This is a genomic window from Streptomyces sp. NPDC054975 (assembly GCF_053609105.1).
Map to the genome: position 1 here is coordinate 33,159 of NZ_JBSGWV010000029.1, position 17,911 is coordinate 51,069.

A 17,911-nucleotide genomic window follows, 5' to 3' on the forward strand; every position below is an offset into this window, starting at 1 on the left:
CGTACGGGCAGACGAGCGGACAAGCGTCCGGTCAGACGCGCGTCACCGTCACGTGGGACATCATCCCCACGGGGTCGTAGCGCACCCGGGCCCCGGGATAGGGGGCGTGGATGACCTGGCCGTTGCCCGCGTAGATCCCGACATGGCTGGCGTCGCTGCGGTACGTCACCAGGTCGCCGGGCTGCGCCTGCGAGAGCGGCACCTGCCGGCCGGCGGCGCGCTGCGCGGACGAGGTCCGGGGGAGGCTGATCCCGGCCTGCCGGTACGACCAGACCATCAGGCCCGAGCAGTCGAAGGCGGACGGCCCGGTCGCCCCCCACACGTAGGGGCTGCCGATGGCGCTGCGGGCGGCGATCACCGCGGCGGCGGCCCGCGAGGAGGCCGGGCCGAGGTCGGCGAGCGGCGGCAGCTCCTCGGCGAGTCCGTCGCGGCCCGAGCGGGAGGCCCGGCCGCCCTCGAAGTCGGCGCGCTCCTCGGCCGTCAGCGACTGCAGCAGCCGGCGGGCCTCGGCGAGCTTCCGCTCGACGGTGCGCTTGTGCTGGGCGACCTGGGTGCGGCTGAGCTCCAGCTCGGCGAGGAGCTTGGTCGCCTCGGTCCGTTCCTGGTTCAGCCGGCGCTGCTCGTGCTGGAGTTGGCCGAGCGCCACGCCCTGCCGGGCGGCCACCCGGTCGAGGACGGAGGCCCGGTCGAGGTAGGAGTCGGGGTCGGAGGAGAGCAGCAGCGCCAGGGCCGGGTCGATCCCGCCGGAGCGGTACTGGGCCCCGGCGACCGAACCGAGCGCGCCCCGCATGCGGTTGATGCGCTCCTGGCCGCGCGCCACGCTGTCCCGCGCCTCGGCGACCGTCCTGCGCAGCACGTCCGCCCGCTCGTCTGCCTTGTTGTAGCCCTCGGTGGCCTTTTCGGCCTCCTCGAAGAGCCGGTCGACCGTGGCACGCGTCGACTCCGGGGTGCCGACCGGGTCGGCGCTCGCGGGGACGGCGCCGAAGGCCGTGGCGGCGGTGGCCGCGGCGGCGGTCAGGACGGTGACCCTGGCGGGTCGTCGGTGGGACGCCACGTATCGCGCTCCGTTCGGCTGTTACCCAGACTGGCGCGGCAGACAGTAGCCGGTGATCACTCTGCGTCCAACGAACCTGCCGGGCACGCAAAGTGACGCCCCGCCGGAGACCACAAGGTCACCGGCGGGGCGTCACGTCAGCGAAGGAGGCGACGAACCACCCGATTGGGCGTCAGGCCGCGGGAGTCGGGCGCGTCAGATGCGCACGCCGAACTGGAAGGTGCCCATGTAGCTCATGGACTCGTAGCGGACCGAGGCGCCCGGCTTGGGGGCGTGCAGGATCGTGTTGTTGCCCGCGTACAGACCCACGTGCGAAAGGCCGTTGAAGAAGACCAGGTCGCCCGGCTTGAGCTGGCTGCGGCCGATCTTCACGCCGTCGTTCTGCTGGGTGTACGTGGTGCGGGTGAGCGTGACGCCGGCCTGGCGGTAGGCCCACTGGGTCAGACCCGAGCAGTCGTACGAGTTGGGGCCCTCGGCGCCGGAGACGTACGGCTTGCCGATCTGGGTGGCGGCGGCGCTGAGCGCGGCCTGGCCACGCGCGGAGGCCGGGACCTCGTTGCCGAGGTCGACGCGCTCGCCGGCGGCGCGGCTGGCGCGCTGCTCGTCCTGCTGGATCTTGGCGCGCTCGGCGGCGGTGAGGGTGTTGAGCAGCTTGCGGGCCTCGGCCAGCTTGCCCTGGTAGCTCTTCTTCTTCTCACCGAGGGTCTTGGTGACGTCCTCGAGGTCGCCGAGCTTCGTCGTCGCCTCGGCGCGCTGCTGGGCCAGGGTCCGCTGCTTGGCCTGGATCGACTGGAGCACGTCGGCCTGCTTGGCGCCGAGCTGGTCGATCGCGGACGCCTTGTCGAGGTAGGTGTCCGGGTCGGAGGAGAGGAAGAGCTGGAGGGCCGGGTCGATGCCACCGGAGCGGTACTGCGCGCTCGCGACCGAACCGATGCTGTTCCGCAGGGTGTTGAGCTCCTGCTGTCCGCGCGCCACCTTGTCCTGGAGGGTGCTGATCTCCTCCTGCAGCTTGCCCCGGCGCTCGTCGGCCAGGTTGTACTGCTCCGTGGCCTCCTCGGCCTCGTGGTTGAGCTTGTCGACCTTCGACTTGACGTCGTCGATCTTCGGCTTCGGAGCCGCCTGGGCGCCGGTCTGGGCGGTGAGCGCAACAGCAGCGGCGGCGGTGACGGTGAGCACGGTCACGCGGGTGCGGCTCGGCTGCTTGGGTCGACGGTGGGACGCCACGAAGGCGAGCTCCTTCTTCCTCGAGCCGCCCAACCGAACTGCGTCAGGCGGTTCCTCCGCTGACATCCCCGATGGATGATCAACCGCGCGAAGGTTCGAGGCCTGACCCTAGTGACCATCTTGTGATCAGTTCAAATCCTCATGAGCAAAATCTCGCTCACGGGGCACATTATTTCCACGGTTCACACGGGCAGTAATGGCCACTTGACCCTACGCCCTCCAGAATTCGGGCATTAAGCCCAGGACTTACGATCCGTCACGACATGCGCGAAAGCCGCTTGAGCAACAAGGCGGACGCGACGGGCCGCGCACCGGCCTTGGCGACCCCGTCGGCCACCTCGCGGTCGGTCGAGACGACCACGACCGGGCGGCCCGGCGGCTCGGCGCGGACCAGCTGGCGGATCAACTCGTCGGCCGTGACGCCCGGCTTGGAGAACAGCACCCGCACCCCGCGCGGCGGCGCGAGGAGCACCGGGGCGGCCAGCTCCGCCCCGTCGAAGACACAGGTGACCTCGGCGCCCGAGCGCGCCGCGAGCGCGGAGAGCCCGCCGAGCAGACGCAGCCGCTGCTTCTCCAGCGGCATGGTCGGGTAGCCGGTCTTGGTGACGTTGTAGCCGTCCACGACCAGATGGGCCTGGGGCAGCGCGAGAAGCTGGTCGAGGAGCGCCGGGTCGGTCTCGGAGAGCGCGCGGGCCGCGATGTCCTTCGGGGACATCCGGCCGGGCTCCACCGCGTCGACGGTGTCGGCGGGATGGACGGAGACGGGCGGCAGGGCCAGTTCGCGCCGGAGCCCCTGGGCGGCGTCGAGCACCGTGTCGAGCAGCAGCCGCAGCCGCATGTCCTCCACCGAGCGCCCCTCGCGGGCGGCCCGGCGGCTGGCCTCCAGGGCCGCCTCGACCTCACCGAGCCGGGCCTTGAGGCGCCGGCTCTCGCTCTCGGCGGACGACACCTGGGCCGCCGCCTCCGCCCTGATCGTGTCGATCTCCGCGTGGATCCTGCGGAGGGCCGCCTCGCCCCGCTTCACATCGCTCTGGGCGCTGCGCAGCTTGCGGTGAAGCGATTCGGCTTCCCTGCGGGCCGCCTCCAGATCGTGGCGCAACTGCTCGGTCTCCGCGCGGCCGCGCTCCTTGGCGGCGGCGACCTCCTCGCGCAGCCGCTCCAGCTCGCGCCGCCCGGCCTCGTCGGCCCGCTCGGCGTCCGCCCGCTGGGCCTCCTCACCGGCGGCGGCGACCAGCTTGACCCAGCCGGCGGGGCGCAGGACGTAGGCGGCCGCGGCGACGTCGACGGGGTCGGCCGCAGCGGGCGGGGCGCCGGTCTCGACGGCCCCGGCCAGCTCGGGCTGCGCCTCCTTGAAGCGCTCGCCGATCCGCTGCCGGAACAGCGGATCGCTCTCCAGGGCGGCGGCCATGGCGTTGCCCGCGAACTTGGCCCGCCGGCTCGCGGTGAAGCGGGCGTACTGCCGCAGGGGTGCCGGAAGCTCGGCGACGGTCAGCCCGCCGAAGGCGTCCGAGACCAGCGCGACGACCCTCCGCCGCACGCCGTCAGGCAGCGGGCGGTCGAGCGCCTCGGCAGCGTCACCTGCCGCGCCGGCCGGTTCTCCACCGCGCGCGGGCTGCTCCACGTTGCGTCACCCCATCGTCATGGGCGCTGCCTCCGTCAGGAAGCGGTGCCGGGCCTGTCCACCAGTTCGATCTGGTCCACCGCGTTGCACCAGCGGCAGCGGACCGACTCGATGGTCTCACTGACCACCTCGCGCTCCTCGACCTTCGGCTCACCCGCCAGATCCAGATGGACGTACTCGACGACCTTGGAGGAGCGGGTCACGTCGAACCGGGTCAGGTTGCCGCAGAGAGTGCAGCGCCAGCGGGTCTCGGCGGTCGGCAGGGGAACCGTCGTCATCGTGCCGTCCTCTTTCATGTGCGTGATGCGAGTGCGGGTGCCGCGGTGCGCCGTCGAACTGCGGAGGTACAACGCGTAACCCTACGGCCTTGCAGGTACCCCGTGTCGCGGCGAGGCACTCTGTCCAGGTCGGCCCCGTTACGCCATGATCTGTCCATGATCGATGGGCGGCGGATCGACTGGCGGCGGACGGCCCTCGGGGCGTGGCGGGGCGCCCGTACCGGGCCCAGGGTGACGTACGCCCTGATCGGCGCCTGCTGCCTGGTCTTCGTGATCAGCCCGGTGTCGGGCCTCAATCCCGTGTACGGGACCGGGGACGCGGCCCTCGCGGCGCAGAGCGCGTACTTCCACCGCTGGGGGGTCGTACCGGCCGAGCTGGTGGGCGGCGGCCCGCCGCGCACCCTGCTCACCCCGCTGACCGCCCTCTTCGTCCACGGCAGCTGGCTGCACCTGCTGGGGAACATGCTCTTCCTCTACGTCTTCGGCGCGATGACCGAGGAGCGCATGGGCCCGTTCGCCTTCGGCCTCTTCTACCTGGGCTGCGGCTATCTGGCGCTGCTCGGCTACGCGGCGGCGCACGCGAGCAGCGAGCAGACGCTCGTGGGCGCCTCGGGGGCGATCTCGGGGGTCCTCGGGGCGTTCCTCCATCTCTTCCCCCGCGCCCGGGTGACCAGCCTCTTTCCGTTCCTGCTCTTCCTGCCGCTACGGTTTCCGGCCTGGATCGTGCTGGTCTTCTGGTTCGTGCTCCAGTGGCTGGCGGCCCGCGCGGCCGGCGCGGGGCCTGGCGTGGCGTATCTGGCCCATGTGGTGGGCTTCGCCGTCGGCTTCCTCTACGCCTGGGGCCGCTACCGGGGTGGGGATACAGTGAAGTCCCCAGCCGCGGCGACCGAGGGAGAAAGCCAGCCGTGATCACCGCGATCGTGCTCATCAAGACCAGCGTGGACCGCATCCCCGAGATCGCGGAGTCGATCGCCGCGCTCGACAGCGTCAGCGAGGTCTTCTCGGTGACCGGTACGTACGACCTGATCGCCATGGTCCGCGTGCCCCGGCACGACGACCTGGCGGACGTCATCCCCGGCCGGATCAGCAAGATCCCGGGTGTCGAGGCGACGGACACGCACGTCGCGTTCCGTACCTACTCGCAGCACGACCTGGAAGCGGCCTTCGCCATCGGCCTGGAGTCCTGAGGAAGGGGGCCCCGACAGGAGGCCCCCTTCACCCGTACGAGTGGGTGTTCAGCCGCGGTCCGGGACGCAACGGCCGTCCTCGGTGCGGTACTTCCACTGCGCGCCGTCCCGGACGAGCTCCTTCACGGCGCGGACGAAACGCTCCACGTGCTCGTCGGGCGTACCCGCGCCGAAGCTGACCCGGATGGCGTTGAGCGACTTCTCACCCGGCGCGGCCTCGGGCGCGCCGCACTCGCCCTGGGTCTGCGGGTCGCTGCCGAGCAGGGTGCGGACCAGCGGGTGGGCGCAGAAGAGGCCGTCGCGGACACCGATGCCGTACTCGGCGGAGAGCGCGGCGGCGAAGTGCGAGCTGTTCCAGCCCTCGACGACGAACGAGATGACACCGACGCGCGTGGGGGTCCCCCCAGCCGAAGGCGAGGGGGAGTCGTCGCCGAAGAGCGAGAGCACCTTGACCTCGGGCACCTCGGCGAGGCCCGCGCGGACGGTCGCGACGAGGTGCTGCTCACGGGCGACGAGCTGGTCGAAACCTGCCTCGGTGAGGGCCTTGCAGGCGGAGGCGATGGAGTAGACGCCGATGACGTTCGGCGAACCGGCCTCGTGGCGGGCGGCGGTGGTGTGCCACTCGACGTCCACTCCCCCGTCGGCGCGGCGGGCGACCTTCTTCGACGCGCCGCCACCGGCGAGGTACGGCTCGGCGTCCTGGAGCCAGTCGGCGCGGCCGGCGAGGACGCCCGACCCGAACGGGGCATACAGCTTGTGACCGGAGAACGCGACCCAGTCCACGTCCAACTCCCGTACCGAGACGGGGTGATGGGGCGCGAGCTGCGCGGCGTCGAGGACGATCCGCGCGCCGTGGGCGTGCGCGGCGGCGGCCAGCTCCTTGACCGGCCACAGCTCACCGGTCACGTTCGAGGCGCCGGTGACGCAGACCAGGGCGGGGCCGTAGGGGTCGCGGTCGGCGAGGGCGCGCTCCAGGGTCGCGACGGCCTGGGCGGGCGTGCGGGGAGCGTTGAGGTAGGTGACCCGGGCGTCCTGCCACGGCAGGAGCGAGGCGTGGTGCTCGGTCTCGAAGACGAAGACCTCGCAGTCGGCGGGGAGCACGGCGGCGAGCAGGTTGAGCGAGTCGGTGGTGGAGCGCGTGAAGACGACCTGGTCGCCGGGGCGGCAGTCGAGGAACTCGGCGACGGTGACGCGGCTGTTCTCGAACAGGTCGGTGGAGAGCTGCGAGAGGTACCCGGCGCCCCGGTGGACGCTGCCGTAGTAGGGGGCGTACGCGGCGACGTCGTCCCACACCCGCTGCAGGGCCGGCGCGCTGGCGGCGTAGTCGAGCGCGGCGTACGTGACCTCACCCCCGGTCACGAGCGGCACGGTGACGTCCCGCCCGAGGACCGGGAGCGGAGCGGCACAGCAGGGGTCGGCGGAGTCGGCGTCCGTGGTGGCGGTGGTGGTGGCGACGGCGTTCGGGTACGCGGACATGGCGGTATCTCCTGGCGGGATGAGGGCAGCGAAGGACCCGCAGGGCAGCGCGAAGTGGGGTGCCGCGTACGGGTGTTGCCTCGACACACGGCATGCGTGTGGAGGTGGGGAAACGGGGCCGAAGGCCCTAGCGCATTCGCTTGCTCACGAGACTGCTCCCTTGAGGACCAGGACCCCAGGGATGTGCAGGGGTCCGCGCTTGCCGTGGACCTTGCTGTCCACGGCCTGGTCTTCACCCGGGGCACCCCGCCACGGACGGAGGGTTGCCGGACAGCAAGCCGGGGCTTCGTAGCTGTCACTCATGACCTGGTTCAGAACGTATGCCAGCTGATCGCCGGCGCGCAACCCCGTTCCGTATTCCGGAACGGGGTTGCGCGTCACCGCTACGCGTTGCTCGCGGCGATCCACCGCTCCAGCGCCCGCCGCGCCGAGCCCGAGTCGATCGACTCCGCCGCCTTCGCCATGCCGTGGCGCAACTGCTCCACCAGGGTGCCCTCCCCCGGGTGCAGCGCCGCGAGGGCCGCCGCCGAGTTCAGCAGCACCGCGTCCCGTACGGGACCGGTCTCGCCGGCGAGCAGCCGACGCGCCACATCCGCGTTGTACGAGGCATCGGCGCCACGCAGCGCCTCCACCGGGACGATGTCGATGCCGACGTCCCTCGGGTCGAAGGTCTCCTCGCGCACCTGACCGCCCCGAACCACCCAGACGCGCGAAGTGGCCGTGGTCGTCAGCTCGTCGAGGCCGTCGTCGCCGCGGAAGACCAGTGCGGAGGAGCCGCGCTCGGCGAGCACTCCCGCCACGATCGGGGCCATCCGGGGATCCGCGACACCGGTCGCCTGGGCCCTGACCCGGGCGGGGTTGGTGAGCGGACCGAGGAAGTTGAAGACCGTGCGGATGCCCAGCTCCTTGCGGGCCATCGCCACATGGCGCAGCGCCGGGTGGAACTTCACGGCGAAGCAGAACGTGATCCCGGCCTCCTGGGCGACGTCGGCGACCCGTTGCGGGGTCAGTTCCAGGTTGACGCCGAGCTTCTCCAGGACGTCCGAGGCGCCGGAGGCGGAGGACGCGGCCCGGTTGCCGTGCTTGACGACCTTGGCACCGGTGCCGGCGACCACGATCGCCGACATCGTGGAGATGTTGACGGTCTTGGCACCGTCACCGCCGGTGCCCACGATGTCGACGGTGTCGCCGGGCACCTCGATCGTGTTGGCGTGCTCGTACATGGTGCGGACGAGGCCGGTGATCTCCTCGACGGTCTCGCCCTTGGCACGCAGGGCCACGACGAATCCGGCGATCTGGGCGTCGGTGGCCTCGCCGCGCAGGATCCGGTCCATCGCCCAGGCGGTGTCCTCGGCGCTCTGGTCGCGGCCGGTCAGCAGGCCGTCCAGGACGACGGGCCAGGAGCGGCCCGCCGACATAGGTCCTCCAGCGGGGGTCACAGCGCTCATGGCAGCTCCTGGTCGGTCCGTGACGGATACGACACCACCCTATCGAGCCGCGGGGACGGCAAAGAGCCCCGTCCATCGAATGGACGGGGCTCCCGCTTGTGGCGACCTACTGGTCAGGTCGAGTGGATCAGGTGATCAGTGGTGGCCGTGGCCGCTGGTGATCTCCTTGTACTCCTCGACGGTCGGCTTGGCGATCTGGTTGTCCTCGCCGTAGTAGCTCTTGCTGAGCTTGACGCGGAGCTTCTCCATGCGGCCGACCTTGCGCTCGACGCCGTTCTCGTCGACCAGCGGGCCGAGCTCGGCCGGCTGGTTCTGCTCGTGCGCCGTGAGCTTGTACAGCTCGCCCTGGCTGAGCGGCTGGTGCACCTCGACGAACTCACCGTGCGGCAGGCGCTTGATGATGCCGGACTCGCGCCCGTGCAGCACCTTGTCCTTGTCCCGGCGCTGGAGGCCGAGGCAGATCCGCTTGGTGACGATGAACGCGATGACCGGTCCGACGAAGAAGAAGATCCGGACGAACCAGGTGATCGAGTTGATCGACAGGTGGAAGTGGGTGGCCCAGAGGTCGTTTCCACCACCGACGAGCATGATCATGTACGCGGTGATCCAGGCGACACCGAAGGCGGTGCGCGTCGGAGCGTTGCGCGGGCGCTGCGCGATGTGGTGCTCGCGCTTGTCGCCGGTGATCCAGGACTCGATGAACGGGTAGACCGCGATGGCCGCGAGGACCAGCGGGAAGATCGCCAGCGGGATCATCACGCCCAGGACGAGCGTGTGGCCCCAGAGGTTGATCTCCCAGCCCGGCATGACACGGATCAGGCCTTCGGCGAAGCCCATGTACCAGTCGGGCTGGGCGCCGGTGGACACCTGGTCCGGTCGGTACGGGCCGAGGGCCCAGATCGGGTTGATCGAGGCGATCGCCGCGATGATCGCGATGACACCGAAGACCAGGAAGAAGAAGCCTCCGGCCTTGGCCATGTAGACCGGCAGCAGCGGCATGCCCACGACGTTCTTGTTCGTACGGCCGGGGCCCTCGAACTGCGTGTGCTTGTGGTAGAAGACCAGGATCAGGTGGGCGACCACCAGGCCGAGCATGATGCCGGGCAGCAGCAGGACGTGCGCCGAGTAGAACCGGGCCACGAAGTCGCCGCCGGGGAACTCCCCGCCGAACAGGAACATCGACAGGTACGTGCCGATGACCGGCACGGACAGGATCGCGCCCTGCATGAAGCGGACACCGGTGCCTGAGAGCAGGTCGTCCGGGAGCGAGTAACCGGTGAAGCCGGTGAACATGCCCAGGAAGAACAGCAGGAAGCCGAACAGCCAGTTGATCTCACGCGGCTTGCGGAACGCGCCGGTGAAGAACACGCGCATCATGTGCACGAACATGCCGGCGAGGAAGATCAGCGCCGCCCAGTGGTGGATCTGCCGGATGAGCAGACCACCGCGCACATCGAACGAGATGCGCATGGTCGAGTTGAACGCCTCGGACATCAGCTGTCCCTGGAGCGGGACGTAGCTGCCGTGGTACTCCACCTCGTTCATCGACGGGTGGAAGAACAGCGTCAGGTAGACGCCCGTCAGGATGATGATGAGGAAGCTGTAGAGGCAGATCTCACCGAGCATGAAGGACCAGTGGTCCGGGAAGATCTTCCGCATGTTGGCCTTGGCCAGGGAGTAGATCCCGAGACGGCCGTCGGCCCAGTCGGCGACCCGCTCACCGGCGGGCGCCTTCTTCTTCGTATCGGTCACAGTGCTCATCCGCGCTCCCAGAAGGCAGGGCCGACGGGCTCGTCGAAGTCGCCGAGCGCCTCCAGGTTGCCCTTGTCGTTCACACCGATCCGCAGCTGCGGAAGGGCGTGACCGGCCGGGCCGAAGATGACGCGCGCGCCGTCGGCGAGGTCGAAGGTGGACTGGTGGCACGGGCAGAGCACGTGGTGGGTCTGCTGCTCGTACAGCGAGATCGGGCAGCCGACGTGGGTGCAGATCTTCGAGAAGGCGACGATGCCCTCGTGCGACCACTCCAGCTCGCGCTTGTCCTTGATGTCCTCCGGCTGGATCCGGACGATCATCAGGGCGGCCTTGGCGATCTCGACCTGGAAGTTGTGGTCGTGCTCCGAGAGGCCCTCGGGCATCGCGAAGGTCAGCGAACCGACGGCGACGTCCTCGGGACGCAGCGGCTCGTGCGTGTTCATGTTGATGAGCTGCTTGCCGTTGGCCCACAGGGTGGACCGGAGCTTCTTCTCGGGCAGCGGACCCATGTCACGCAGCAGCACGATGCCGGAGAGCGGTACGAGCGACAGCGCCCCGAACATCGTGTTGCGGATGAGCTTGCGGCGGCCCATGCCGGACTCGGCGGCACCGGCCGCGAAGTCCGCCATGACCTTCGCCTTGGTCTCCGGCGACGCCTCGATCGGGTGACGCTCGTCGGCGATCTCCACGTCGGACATCAGGGTGCGGGCCCAGTGGACCGCGCCCGCGCCGATGAAGAAGAGCGCCAGACCGAGGGTCCATCCCAGGGCGAAGTTGAGCGCGCTCACCCGGCCGAACGGCCAGATGTAGACGATCTTGTCCACCGGGAAGATCACGTACGAGGCGATGAAGCCGACGGTGGCCAGCATCGACAGCGTGAACATGAAGGCGACCGCACGCTCGGACCGCCGGGCGGCCCGCTCGTCGATGTCCTGGATGCGGGGCTTGTGGGGCGGGAGGCCCGGGTCCGCGAACGGGTCGTCGAGGACCTTCACCGCGCCGTGCGCGGTGTCCTGCTCAGCGGGCAGGTTCTCTTCTGGAATCTCTTGGCTACTCATGACTTCTTGGCCTTAGCGGTGTGGGCCGCGACCCAGACGGCAACTGCGATCAGTCCACCCAGACCGAAGATCCATGCGAACAGACCCTCGCTGACCGGGCCGAGGCCGCCGAGCGAGAGCCCGCCGGGGCTGTCGGCCTTTTCGCCGTTGACGGCCTGGACGTACGCGATGATGTCCTTCTTCTCCTTCTCCGGCATGGTCGTGTCGGGGAAGGAGGGCATGTTCTGCGGGCCGGTCTGCATGGCCTCGTACAGGTGCTTCGGGCTCACGCCTTCGAGGCTGGGGGCGTACTTGCCGTGTGTCAGCGCGCCGCCCTCACCGGTGAAGTTGTGGCACTGGGCGCAGTTGGAGCGGAACAGGTCGCCACCACGGGCGATGTCGGCGCCGTCGGGGCTGTACTGGCCCTCGGTCGGCGTGATCGGGCCGGCGCCGAGGGAGGCGATGTACGCCGCGAGCTGATCGATCTCAGCCTGCGTGTAGATGACCTTCTTCTTCGGCACCTGGGCGCCCGGCTGCTGGGCCGGCATCCGGCCCGTGCCGACCTGGAAGTCCACGGCCGCCGAACCGACGCCGACCAGGGACGGGCCGTCAGTGGTGCCCTGACCGCCGGTTCCGTGGCAGCTGGCGCAGCCGACGGCGTAGAGCTTCTTGCCCTCCTCGATGGCGAGGGACTGGGCGGTTTCATCGGCCTTCGCCGTGCCCGCGGGCGCGAACGCGGCGTACAGCCCCCCGGTGGCCGCCAGCGCGAGGAGTAGGACGACGACCGCCGCCAGCGGATGGCGTCGTCGTGCGGAGAGCTTTTTCACGGATTACCCCGGTGTCAGGATCTTCTGCGTCGATGCTTGCTGGATGTGCTCGGGTCCCGGGACCCGATTACTTGATCATGTAGATCGTGGCGAAGAGGCCGATCCAGACGACATCGACGAAGTGCCAGTAGTAGGACACGACGATGGCGGCGGTTGCCTGCTCGTGAGTGAACCTCTTGGCGGCGTACGTCCGGCCCAGGACCAGCAGGAAGGCGATGAGACCGCCTGTCACGTGCAGGCCGTGGAAGCCGGTGGTCAGGTAGAACACCGAGCCGTACGGGTCCGACGAGAGCGAGAGCCCCTCGTGCTTGACCAGCTCGGTGTACTCGAAGACCTGGCCGCCGATGAAGATCGCACCCATCACGAACGTGATGATGAACCACGTCCGGAGCTTCTTCACATCGCCCCGCTCGGCGGCGAAGACGCCGAGCTGGCAGGTGAGGGAGGAGAGCACCAGGATCGTGGTGTTGGTCGCCGAGAACGGGAAGTTCAAGGCGTCGGCCTTTTCCGCCCAGAACTCTGGACCGGTCACCGATCGCAGGGTGAAGTACATCGCGAAGAGGGCCGCGAAGAACATCAGCTCGGAACTCAGCCAGATGATGGTTCCGACGCTGGTGAGGTTCGGTCGATTGACCGACGGGTGCGCGTGCCCTGTTTCTACTGTCGTTACTGTCGCCACGACCGACATTATGTCGGTCGCTTATCCCGCCCTCACTCCGGGGGGTGCCGTTCGGAGTGTCAGGGGCGTGTGTCCAGCCCGAACGGCCCATCGCGGCAGCCTCCCGACCGGTGTCGTACCGGTGTTGACGGGGTGTGGGACGGAGTAGCATCCCGCGCATCGGTTGATGACCTTCACGGAGGAACGATGCAGTCGAGCGCCACGGTCCTGGTCTACAGCGACGACGCGAACACGCGGGAACAGGTGCGGCTTGCTGCGGGTCGCCGGCCCGCTGCCGACGTTCCGCCGGTCGAGTTCATCGAGTGCGCGACACTCCCGGCCGTGCTCAAGCGGCTGGAGGAGGGCGGCATCGACGCCTGCGTCCTGGACGGCGAGGCCGTGCCGGCGGGCGGTATGGGCGTCTGCCGGCAGATCAAGGACGAGGTCTTCCGTTGCCCGCCGGTGCTGCTGCTGATCGGCCGCCCGCAGGACGCCTGGCTGGCGACCTGGAGCCGGGCGGACGCCGCCGTCACCCTTCCGGTGGAACCGGTCGAGTTCGCGGCGTCCCTGGCGGGCCTGCTGCGCACGCGCCTGTCCATCGACGCGTAAGGGCTAGACAAGGGGCCGCAGGCGGCTGGGGTCCGGCTGGTGGGTGGCGCTCTTGGCGTCGGCCACCAGGGCGCTGCCCTGGCGCCACTTGTCCCAGGACAGGTTCCAGTCGCCGAAGCCGTTCCCGAACGGGTCCATCGTGTCGCCGTAGCTGTTGACGGTCTTCACGATGTCGCCGGGGCGGACGGTCTCGTAGAACCAGGCCGCGTTCCCTGTCGACATGCCGACACAGCCGTGGCTGACGTTCGCCACGCCCTGCGAGCCGACGGACCAGGGCGCGGCGTGGACGTACTCACCGCTCCAGGTGACCCGGGTGGCGTAGTAGACCGGCAGGTCGTACGACTCCGAGCTGCCCGCCGCGATGCCGATGCTGGTACCGCGCATCCGTACGAAGTACTCCTTGCCGAGCACGACCTTGATCCCGTTTCGGGTGGAGAAGCCCGGCTTGCCGGTGGTCACCGGAATGGTGTTGATCACTTCTCCGTTGCGCCGCACGGTCATGTAGTGCGAGCCGGCGTCCGCGACCGCCTCGATGCGGTCGCCGATGGTCAGCTTGAGCGGCTTCGACTCGCCGCCGTAGAGCTTGTCGCCGACCTTGACGCCCGCGAGGTTGGCGCTGGCCGTGATCGCCGCGCCCGTGGGCCAGTACTCCTTCGGACGGAAGTGCAGCTTCTTGTCGTCCACCCAGTGCCAGGAGCCCTCGACGGACGGCGTGGAGCGCACCTTCAGGGCCCGTTCCACGACCGCGCGGGCCTTGCGGTCCTTGACGGGAAGGCTGAGCGCGGCCGTGATGGGCTGTCCGACGCCGTACTTGCCCGCCTCCGGGCCGAACTCGACCGTCAGGGCCCGCTTGGCCGGGGCGGTCTCGAACGTGAACGTACGGGCGCCGGGGGCGCCGTCCTCGTCCTCCACGGACACCTTGACGGTGTAGCGGGCGCCGGCCGTCAGGGAGCCCGTGGAGCGCCAGAGGCGGCCGTCGGCGGTCAGTTCGCCGGCCAGGTGGTGCCCGGTCGCGTCGACGGCCGTCACGTCGGTGATACGGCCCTCGGAGCCCTTGGCCGTGATCTCCAGCGCCTTGTCCGGGTCGACCTTCTTGCCGTCCACGGGGGCGCTGAAGGAGACCTGCTGCGCCGCGTCGTACGGCTTCACCGAGAGCGGATGGCCGTCGGTGCCCGCGCAGGCGCCGGCGCCCGCGGTGACGGTGAGGGCCAGCAGGAGGCAGCTCAGAACAGTCCGAATGCGCGGCGTGTCGTTCATGACATCACCGTAAGAACATTCCTCGCGCCCAGCGCGCCGAGTGCTGCAAACGAGGGGCCCGGACACTTCGGGGTGAAGTGTCCGGGCCCCTCGGGGTGTTGCGGGGTACTGCTACTGGTTCTGGTTCTCACCGCGGTAGAACTCGAACACCCAGCCGAACAGACCGACCAGGATCAGCGGCGCGGAGAAGTACAGCAGCCACCAGCCCATCGCGACGGCGAGGAAGGCGAGCGCGCCACCGATGGCCAGCGAGAGCGGCTGCCAGCTGTGGGGGGCGAAGAAGCCCACCTCGCCGGCCTCGTCCGCGACGTCGGCCTCCTTGTCGTCCTGCGCCATCGCGTCGACCCGCCGGGCCGTGAAGGCCAGGTAGTAGCCGATCATGATGGAGAGGCCGAAGGCCAGGAAGAGCGCCGTGGTGCCGACCGGCTCCTTCGACCACACGCCATAGAGGACCGCCATGGCGAGGATGAAGACGCTCAGCCAGATGAACATCTTGCCCTGGATCTTCACTTGCCGACCTCCTTGCTGCTGCCGGCGAGAGCCTCGGCCTCGTGCGGCTTGTTCTCGAGCTGGTCGAGAGCGGCGATCTCAGGGTGGTGCAGGTCGAACGCCGGGGATTCGGAGCGGATCCGCGGCAGGGTGAGGAAGTTGTGCCGCGGGGGCGGGCAGGAGGTGGCCCACTCCAGCGAACGGCCGTAGCCCCACGGGTCGTCGACCTCGATCTTCTTGCCGTACTTGGCGGTCTTCCACACGTTGTAGAGGAACGGCAGGATCGACAGGCCCAGCAGGAACGAGGAGATCGTCGAGATCGTGTTCAGCGCGGTGAAGCCGTCGGCGTCGAGGTAGTCCGCGTAACGACGCGGCATGCCCTCGGCACCGAGCCAGTGCTGCACCAGGAACGTGCCGTGGAAGCCGATGAACAGCGTCCAGAAGGTGATCTTGCCGAGCCGCTCGTCCAGCATCTTGCCGGTGAACTTCGGCCACCAGAAGTGGAAGCCGGCGAACATCGCGAAGACCACGGTGCCGAAGACGACGTAGTGGAAGTGCGCGACGACGAAGTACGAGTCGGAGACGTGGAAGTCCATCGGCGGCGAGGCCAGGATGACGCCGGTCAGACCACCGAAGGTGAAGGTGACCAGGAAGCCGATCGTCCAGAGCATCGGTGTCTCGAAGGACAACGAGCCCTTCCACATCGTTCCGATCCAGTTGAAGAACTTCACGCCGGTCGGTACGGCGATGAGGAACGTCATGAAGGAGAAGAACGGTAGGAGCACTCCACCGGTGACGTACATGTGGTGGGCCCACACGGTCACGGAGAGGCCGGCGATCGCGATGGTCGCGGCCACCAGACCGATGTAACCGAACATCGGCTTGCGGCTGAAGACCGGGATCACTTCGGAGACGATGCCGAAGAACGGCAGCGCGATGATGTACACCTCGGGGTGTCCGAAGAACCAGAAGAGGTGCTGCCAGAGCAGGGCACCGCCGTTGGCCGCGTCGAAGATGTGCGAGCCGAACTTGCGGTCGGCCTCCAGCGCGAAGAGCGCGGCGGCGAGGACCGGGAAGGCGAGCAGGACCAGGACACCGGTCAGCAGCACGTTCCAGGTGAAGATCGGCATACGGAACATCGTCATGCCCGGAGCGCGCATGCAGATGATCGTGGTGATGAAGTTGACCGAACCGAGGATCGTGCCGAAGCCGGAGAAGGCCAGACCCATGATCCACATGTCGGCGCCGACACCCGGCGAGCGGACGGCGTCCGACAGCGGGGAGTAGGCGAACCAGCCGAAGTCGGCCGCACCCTGCGGGGTGAGGAAGCCGGCCACCGCGATGATCGAGCCGAAGAGGTACAGCCAGTAGGCGAACATGTTCAGCCGCGGGAACGCCACGTCGGGCGCGCCGATCTGCAGCGGCATGATCCAGTTCGCGAAACCGGCGAAGAGCGGCGTCGCGAACATCAGCAGCATGATCGTGCCGTGCATCGTGAACGCCTGGTTGAACTGCTCGTTCGACATGATCTGCGTACCCGGACGGGCCAGCTCGGCGCGCATGAAGAGCGCCATGAGTCCGCCGATGCAGAAGAAGACGAACGACGTCACCAGGTAGAGGGTGCCGATCGTCTTGTGGTCGGTGGTGGTGAGCCACTTGACCACGACATTGCCGGGCTGCTTGCGGCGTACCGGGAGCTCGTTCTCGTACGAGTCCTCAGCCGCGGCCGCACCCTGGGGTTCGTTGAGGATGCTCACAGTTGGTTCTTCTCCGCATTCCTGGCCGGGTCCGTCTGCTCAATGCCCGACGGGATGTAGCCGGTCTGCCCCTTCTCCGCCAGCTCCTTCAGGTGCTGCTGGTAGCGCTCCGGGGAGACCACCTTGACGTTGAAGAGCATCCGGGAGTGGTCGACGCCGCAGAGCTCGGCGCACTTGCCCATGAAGGTGCCCTCCTGGGTCGGAGTCACCTCGAAGGAGTTGGTGTGACCCGGGATGACGTCCTGCTTCATCAGGAAGGGGACCACCCAGAAGGAGTGGATGACGTCACGGGAGGTCAGGACGAACCGGACCTTCTCGCCCTTCGGCAGCCACAGGGTCGGACCCGGGTTGCCGTTCTGCGGGTTCCGGTCACCCGGGATACCGGCGTCGTAGACACCGCCGGCGTTCTCCGGGAAGTCGTTCAGGAACTTGTCCGGGATGGCGGCGAGGTTCTTGTCCGTCTTGGCGTCGCCCTTCACTCCGGGCACGTTCTCGACGTAGTTGAAGCCCCAGCTCCACTGGTAGCCGACCACGTTCACGGTGTGGGCCGGCTTGCTGGTGAGCTTGAGGAGCTCGGACTCGTCGCGCGCCGTGAAGTAGAAGAGCACGGAGACGATGATGAGCGGGGTGACGGTGTACAGCGCCTCGATGGGCATGTTGTACCGCGTCTGCGGGGGTACCTCGACCTTGGTGCGGCTGCGCCGGTGGAAGATGACCGACCACAGGATCAGCCCCCAGACCAGCACGCCCGTGACGAGCGCGGCCGCCCACGAGCCCTGCCACAGGGAGAGGATCCGAGGAGCCTCTTCCGTGACCGGGGTGGGCATTCCAAGGCGGGGGAAGTCTTCCCAGTTGTACGAGCAGCCGGTGGCTGTCGCCAGGATCAGGCCCGCAGTCAGCACCTGCGGCAGCTTCCGCCGCATCGGGCGCCGAGACGTGGGGGTACCACCCGCGCCTTGGCTGCGGGGGAGGTCGGAGCCGTTGGGACTCACGTAGCGCCTTCCCGAGAGTCTCGGCCCGCGCTGGTCGGCCACGGCCGTCCGTCTCTCTGGTCGGTCGCCGCCCCGGCCGCGGGCAGGGGTTTGGATGTTTATGCGGACCAAACCCTACTGGACGCTATTTGGGGTCGCGCGGGGAGGGTGCCCAACGCGCCGTCCGACTCCCCGAAGGGGTGGACTCCGGGCCTCCGCGGGGCGGTCGCGACCCGCCGGACGTGGGGCGATCGGCCGCGCGGGCG

Annotated in this window: 17 protein-coding genes and 1 riboswitch; of the genes, 3 read left to right on the plus strand and 14 right to left on the minus strand. The window is 69.1% G+C overall.

Features of this window, described 5'->3' with window-relative positions; all coding sequences use genetic code 11:
• Window positions 1-31: 31 nt before the first annotated feature.
• The 4 genes from ACWF79_RS23540 to ACWF79_RS23555 all read right to left on the minus strand — a co-directional run bounded on the left by ACWF79_RS23540 (window position 32) and on the right by ACWF79_RS23555 (window position 4,177).
• Entirely contained in the window at window positions 32-1,054 is a 1,023-nt protein-coding gene (locus tag ACWF79_RS23540) for an NlpC/P60 family protein (RefSeq protein WP_453730107.1), read from the minus strand.
• Window positions 1,055-1,249: 195 nt separating this feature from the next.
• Entirely contained in the window at window positions 1,250-2,278 is a 1,029-nt protein-coding gene (locus ACWF79_RS23545; RefSeq protein ID WP_453730108.1) for an NlpC/P60 family protein, read from the minus strand.
• Between the two features lie 256 nt (window positions 2,279-2,534).
• On the minus strand, window positions 2,535-3,899 hold the full coding sequence (locus ACWF79_RS23550; protein ID WP_453730109.1) for an NYN domain-containing protein: 1,365 nt from the start codon (window positions 3,897-3,899) through the stop codon (window positions 2,535-2,537).
• A 35-nt stretch (window positions 3,900-3,934) separates the two neighbouring features.
• On the minus strand, window positions 3,935-4,177 hold the full coding sequence (locus tag ACWF79_RS23555) for a hypothetical protein (protein ID WP_260228851.1): 243 nt from the start codon (window positions 4,175-4,177) through the stop codon (window positions 3,935-3,937).
• Between the two features lie 156 nt (window positions 4,178-4,333).
• Here ACWF79_RS23555 and ACWF79_RS23560 point away from each other — a divergent pair, with 156 nt between their 5' ends.
• Window positions 4,334-5,086 carry a rhomboid family intramembrane serine protease gene (locus ACWF79_RS23560; RefSeq protein WP_453730110.1) on the plus strand — a complete coding sequence of 251 codons (753 nt, stop codon included), beginning with the start codon at window positions 4,334-4,336 and terminating at the stop codon, window positions 5,084-5,086.
• Window positions 5,083-5,364: an Lrp/AsnC family transcriptional regulator gene (locus ACWF79_RS23565; RefSeq protein WP_017238849.1), complete on the plus strand. Its 282-nt coding sequence runs from the start codon at window positions 5,083-5,085 to the stop codon at window positions 5,362-5,364. The genes ACWF79_RS23560 and ACWF79_RS23565 overlap by 4 nt, the downstream gene beginning before the upstream one ends.
• Window positions 5,365-5,412: 48 nt before the next feature.
• Here ACWF79_RS23565 and ACWF79_RS23570 read toward each other — a convergent pair whose 3' ends face one another.
• From ACWF79_RS23570 to ctaE, 6 genes are all read right to left on the minus strand, one after another.
• On the minus strand, window positions 5,413-6,840 hold the full coding sequence (locus ACWF79_RS23570; protein ID WP_453730111.1) for an aminotransferase class V-fold PLP-dependent enzyme: 1,428 nt from the start codon (window positions 6,838-6,840) through the stop codon (window positions 5,413-5,415).
• Window positions 6,841-7,030: 190 nt separating this feature from the next.
• Window positions 7,031-7,147, minus strand: a riboswitch (SAM riboswitch).
• Between the two features lie 76 nt (window positions 7,148-7,223).
• Window positions 7,224-8,288 carry an anthranilate phosphoribosyltransferase gene (gene trpD / locus ACWF79_RS23575; protein WP_453730112.1) on the minus strand — a complete coding sequence of 355 codons (1,065 nt, stop codon included), beginning with the start codon at window positions 8,286-8,288 and terminating at the stop codon, window positions 7,224-7,226.
• Window positions 8,289-8,423: 135 nt separating this feature from the next.
• Window positions 8,424-10,049, minus strand: a complete 1,626-nt coding sequence (qcrB, locus tag ACWF79_RS23580) for a cytochrome bc1 complex cytochrome b subunit (RefSeq protein ID WP_453730113.1) — start codon at window positions 10,047-10,049, stop codon at window positions 8,424-8,426.
• Window positions 10,046-11,098: a cytochrome bc1 complex Rieske iron-sulfur subunit gene (gene qcrA, locus ACWF79_RS23585; RefSeq protein WP_453730114.1), complete on the minus strand. Its 1,053-nt coding sequence runs from the start codon at window positions 11,096-11,098 to the stop codon at window positions 10,046-10,048. The genes qcrB and qcrA overlap by 4 nt, the downstream gene beginning before the upstream one ends.
• Entirely contained in the window at window positions 11,095-11,904 is an 810-nt protein-coding gene (qcrC, locus tag ACWF79_RS23590) for a cytochrome bc1 complex diheme cytochrome c subunit (RefSeq protein WP_453730115.1), read from the minus strand. Before qcrC ends, qcrA begins: the two co-directional genes overlap by 4 nt.
• 67 nt (window positions 11,905-11,971) lie before the next feature.
• Window positions 11,972-12,592: an aa3-type cytochrome oxidase subunit III gene (gene ctaE, locus ACWF79_RS23595; protein WP_360802119.1), complete on the minus strand. Its 621-nt coding sequence runs from the start codon at window positions 12,590-12,592 to the stop codon at window positions 11,972-11,974.
• A gap of 177 nt (window positions 12,593-12,769) precedes the next feature.
• Here ctaE and ACWF79_RS23600 point away from each other — a divergent pair, with 177 nt between their 5' ends.
• Window positions 12,770-13,171 (plus strand): hypothetical protein, encoded by a 402-nt coding sequence (locus tag ACWF79_RS23600; protein WP_453730116.1) that lies wholly within the window; start codon window positions 12,770-12,772, stop codon window positions 13,169-13,171.
• A gap of 3 nt (window positions 13,172-13,174) precedes the next feature.
• On the opposite strand, the gene ACWF79_RS23605 is transcribed toward ACWF79_RS23600, so the two are convergent.
• The 4 genes from ACWF79_RS23605 to ctaC all read right to left on the minus strand — a co-directional run bounded on the left by ACWF79_RS23605 (window position 13,175) and on the right by ctaC (window position 17,666).
• Window positions 13,175-14,428 carry an Ig-like domain-containing protein gene (locus tag ACWF79_RS23605; RefSeq protein ID WP_453730117.1) on the minus strand — a complete coding sequence of 418 codons (1,254 nt, stop codon included), beginning with the start codon at window positions 14,426-14,428 and terminating at the stop codon, window positions 13,175-13,177.
• A gap of 111 nt (window positions 14,429-14,539) precedes the next feature.
• Complete coding sequence (locus ACWF79_RS23610) at window positions 14,540-14,938, minus strand: cytochrome c oxidase subunit 4 (protein WP_453730118.1); 399 nt, start codon at window positions 14,936-14,938, stop codon at window positions 14,540-14,542.
• Window positions 14,935-16,674 (minus strand): aa3-type cytochrome oxidase subunit I, encoded by a 1,740-nt coding sequence (gene ctaD, locus ACWF79_RS23615; protein WP_453730119.1) that lies wholly within the window; start codon window positions 16,672-16,674, stop codon window positions 14,935-14,937. The genes ACWF79_RS23610 and ctaD overlap by 4 nt, the downstream gene beginning before the upstream one ends.
• The gene (gene ctaC, locus ACWF79_RS23620) at window positions 16,671-17,666 is read right to left on the minus strand and encodes an aa3-type cytochrome oxidase subunit II (protein WP_453730120.1); all 996 of its coding nucleotides are present in this window, start codon (window positions 17,664-17,666) and stop codon (window positions 16,671-16,673) included. Before ctaC ends, ctaD begins: the two co-directional genes overlap by 4 nt.
• Between the last annotated feature and the right edge of the window lie 245 nt (window positions 17,667-17,911).